4 protein-coding genes are annotated in these 4,113 nt (G+C 56.0%); all 4 read right to left on the reverse strand.

Going from position 1 to position 4,113, the window contains the following annotated elements:
• Nucleotides 1–185 precede the first annotated feature (185 nt).
• Nucleotides 186–1,121 (reverse strand): 2-hydroxyacid dehydrogenase, encoded by a 936-nt coding sequence (locus tag GVK32_RS28325; protein WP_159874166.1) that lies wholly within the window; start codon nucleotides 1,119–1,121, stop codon nucleotides 186–188.
• A 50-nt stretch (nucleotides 1,122–1,171) separates the two neighbouring features.
• Nucleotides 1,172–2,494, reverse strand: coding sequence for an MFS transporter (locus tag GVK32_RS28330; protein ID WP_159874168.1), 1,323 nt, complete (start codon nucleotides 2,492–2,494; stop codon nucleotides 1,172–1,174).
• A gap of 356 nt (nucleotides 2,495–2,850) precedes the next feature.
• The gene (locus GVK32_RS28335; RefSeq protein ID WP_159874170.1) at nucleotides 2,851–3,702 is read right to left on the reverse strand and encodes a sugar phosphate isomerase/epimerase; all 852 of its coding nucleotides are present in this window, start codon (nucleotides 3,700–3,702) and stop codon (nucleotides 2,851–2,853) included.
• A 107-nt stretch (nucleotides 3,703–3,809) separates the two neighbouring features.
• Nucleotides 3,810–4,113 (reverse strand): transketolase C-terminal domain-containing protein (locus tag GVK32_RS28340; protein WP_304623260.1); only part of this gene is annotated, 304 nt, incomplete at its 5' end.

Here is a 4,113-nt window from a genome sequence, read left to right on the forward strand (position 1 = left end):
AGTAATGGTTTCAAACTGATATTGATGGGGGGAAGGTTCTCTAAGCATGGCAGTCAGTCCATTTTTTGCACTGACCTTATTAGATCAAAGTCCTGGCCTCACGGCCAGGACTTTGTCATCAATCTGAGGGGCCATAAAGGCCCCTTTTTATTAACCACATTGCGCCCGCCGGCATTACGCTGACGTCACGCCAATGAGACCGGCGTCAGTAGCGGCTTGCCGGCATAAAACGCCGTAATATTATCGATGACCAGCTGCGCCATCGCCGCGCGGGTGGCGCGGGTGGCGCTGCCAATATGCGGCGTCACCACCACGTCATCACGGTTCAGCAGCGCCTGCGGAACCTGGGGCTCGTTGGCGAAAACGTCCAGGCCCGCGCCGCCGAGGGTGCCGAGGGTGAGCGCCTGTGCCAGCGCCTCCTCATCCACCACGCTGCCGCGAGCAATGTTGATTAAAATCCCCTGCGGCCCCAGCGCGGCCAGTACATCGTGGTTAATCAGCTTCTGGCTCTCCTTCCCCGCGCTGGCGCATACCATCAGCACGTCGCTATTTTTCGCCAGCGCCAGCAAATCGGGATAGTAGGTCACCTCGCTGCTTTCCACGGGATTGCGGTCAAAGCAGGCAATGCGCATCGCAAAGCCCTGCGCCCTTTTAGCGACCGCCCGGCCAATGCGGCCGAAGCCCACGATGCCCAGCCGCCCACCGCTAACTTTGGTTGACTGCGGGTAGGTGCCGGACTGCCAGCCGCCGCGCTCAATAAACTTCTGCGCGCCGGTAATGCGCCTTGATACGTTCAGCATCAGGGCGATCCCAAGGTCGGCAACGTCATCGGTCAAAATATCCGGCGTATTGGTCACCCGGACACCTTTTTGCGCAGCGGCGCGAATATCCACGCCGTCATAGCCGACGCCAAATACGGCGATTAGTTTTAATTGTGGCAATTGATTAATCAGTGCGGCCTCAACCTTCGACTCCCCACTGGCTAATATCACCTGGACTTCCCCGGCAATGGCATGCAATTGTTCAGCGGACAATTTACTGTATTCATACAACGTGTGGGCGAGCGCTAACTCATCCGCTAACACCTGCGGTACTTTATCCACTCGTAATATAACTGACATATCAGCATCCTGTATTTAATAGTGATTTAGCCACATAACCCAGCGGCTATTTATTTCTGGTACGAGAGCTGGCCGTTTTTCAGCGGTAATTTATTGAAGTTAATGCACAGCGTTCCGACGGTGTAGAACCCGGCGCAGACGGCGAAATAGACCAGCACGCTTTCAAAGCTCCCGGTGGCCTGTAAAATAACGCCGACCAGAATCGGCACCAGAATCCCGGCGCAGCTGTTAGCCATATTCATCAGCCCACCAACCAGACCTACGCGGTCTTTCGGCGCCAGAATGGCCGGGAAGCTCCAGTAGAGGCTGCCGAACATCATGAAGAAGGCGGCGACGGAGAGCAGGCCAACGGCGAGGTCCGGATCGGTCACCGTCGACAGCGCGTACAGCACGCTCAGTCCGACGATACCGGAGATAGAGAGCAGGCTTTTCAGCGAGACGTTATGGCTGACGCCTTTTTTCACCAGGAAGTCGACGAAAAAGCCGCTAAACAGGCATCCCAGCGTCCCCATGATAAAGATGATAAACGTCGAGTTACCGATAGAGGCCAGCTGCAGACCCTGCGCCTGCGCCAGATAGCTCGGTCCCCAGGTCAGCAGCCCCCAGTACACCATACCCCAGGAGGCGCGGCCAATCATGATCGCCGCCATCGTAAACCAGCTGATCCCCAGCCCCTTGGTCGGCGCGGCATTCTCCTCACCGGTCGCGCTGCTGACGTTGCCGGCGGCAATATACGCCACCTCCTTCGGGTCCACTTTCGGGTGTTCAGACGGGCGGTCGCGCAGAATTCGCCATGCCACAAAGCCCAGCAGCATGGTGAAGAGGCCGACCACCACGAAGGTGACGCGCCATGAGTCCAGCAGCACGATTAAATGGGCCACGAGAATCCCGCCGATCGCCACGCCAAGCGGGCTGCCGGAGTCCATGATAACCGCCCCGCGGCCCCTTTCAGATTGCGTCAGCCAGGTTGAGCTCAGCTTCGCGCCGCTGGGTGAAACCGGCGCTTCCATGACGCCTAAACCGATACGGGAAAGGATCAGGCTAATCCCGCCGCTCGCCAGGCCGATAATGGCCTGGAAGAACCCCCAGCCAAACAGCGCGCCGGTGATCACTTTGCGCGGGCCGTAGCGGTCGAGCAGCCAGCCTCCCGGTACCTGCAGCAGAGCATAGGACCAGAAAAAGCTGCTAAGAATCAAACCCTGAGTGGTCGGTGAAAGATCGAACTCTTCTTTTATATACGGCATCCCGATCGATAAGGTAATACGATCCATCAGGTTAACGGCTAATAAGAAGAACATCGTAGCAAAGATAACCCAGCGGTAGTTAGTGGGCTTCTTTGTATTTGGTAATGGAGTGAGTGTAGAGTCAGACATAATTAACCTTCGATTTTAAAAGTCGTTAAAAAAATAAAACGAAATTAATCTATGAGCGTTAAGTACCCGGTGAACATTAGTTACTTTTTTTTCTTAATGTGAACAAAAGATCGACTGATGAACTTATGTTACACACATAACAACATATATGTCAGAAACCGTGTGCGACCTTAATCACAGAACATGGAAATGTGCTTATAATCATTTTTATAATCCCCAGAGAAAAATATCGGCCATGACATTCAGTTCATTCTCATCGATAAATAAGAATAAACTGCGGGATTAAAAATAAAATAAATTGCGCCAGCGGCTTATACCCCTAACCTGGAATTTCAGCGGCGGCGCATTTTTATTTATCAGGCGCCGACAGGGTAGCCCAACCATTTTTCCAGCATCTGCCGGGACTGGATCAGCACCTCCAGGCTATACGCCGGGTCGACGGGTGAATCCCCTCGCACCGGATAGCTATCGCGCTGGCGATGCATGCGCAACGGAATCTCCAGGCTACAGGGAATGGCGCGCGTCTCCAGCTCTTTCAGCATTGGCACATAGTCCAGCTGGCCGTAGCCCATCGGCGTGAAGTGCACCTCCCCGTCGCGGACCTGCAGATCCTTCAGGTGGCAATGCTGAGCCCCCGGCAGCATGGCGATCGCCGCCGCAACCGGATCGACCTGCGGGCACAGCGAAACAATATTGCCGGCATCAACGTTGAAGGCCACCGCCGGACTCGCGATAGCCTCCAGCAGCGCAAAGCCATCGTCGGCCAGGCGGAAGACGTCATAATTCGGATCGCCGCCGTTCTCCAGACAGATCGTGCACCCGTGCTCGGTGGCAACCGCCGCCAGCTCGCGCAGATTACCGATAATACGCGTGCGATCGGCGCTTCTGCCGACGCAGACGTTGATCCATTTTGCACCGATCATGCTGGCAAAGCGGATGCGCTGGCTGAACTGCTCCACGGCATCCGCGGCGCCCATATTCATCGTCGCCCCCAGCGAATGCGTGCCCAGCTGGTGTTTTTCCAGCAGCTCGCGAATATGCGCCGCGTTTTCCGCGCCAAAGAGCTCGGGCGGCATATTGCCCACGTAGCCCTGGTTATAGGCCAGCTCAACGTAATGAAACCCGGCTTTTTTAATGGTGCTAAAGGCGACGTCGGTATCAAGGCCGTCGAACATCGCGGTATTTACGCCAATCACAAGTTTACTCATGCCGATCCCTTCCTTTATGTTGCAGAGCTGCCAGCGCTGTTGTTGCCAGAATAGCCGATAAGCCAGCCCCGCGTTTATCAAACACCCCGGTGATAGCAGATCCGAACCTACGCCAGCAGCGCTTTCGCCTTAGCGACAACGTTCTCAACGGTGAAACCGAACTCTTCGAACAGCAGCTCAGCCGGCGCAGACTCGCCGAAGCTGGTCATGCCGACGATGGCACCGTTCAGGCCCACGTATTTAAACCAGTAGTCAGCGATACCCGCTTCCACCGCCACGCGAGACGAAACCGCTTTCGGCAGCACCGATTCACGGTACGCCGCATCCTGCTTGTCGAACGCGTCGGTGGACGGCATGGACACCACGCGCGCCTTCACCCCTTCCGCTGACAGCTGGTCCCACGCGGCAACC

Source organism: Klebsiella sp. 18074, from assembly GCF_902705905.1.
In the GTDB taxonomy this organism is placed as follows: domain Bacteria; phylum Pseudomonadota; class Gammaproteobacteria; order Enterobacterales; family Enterobacteriaceae; genus Klebsiella; species Klebsiella terrigena.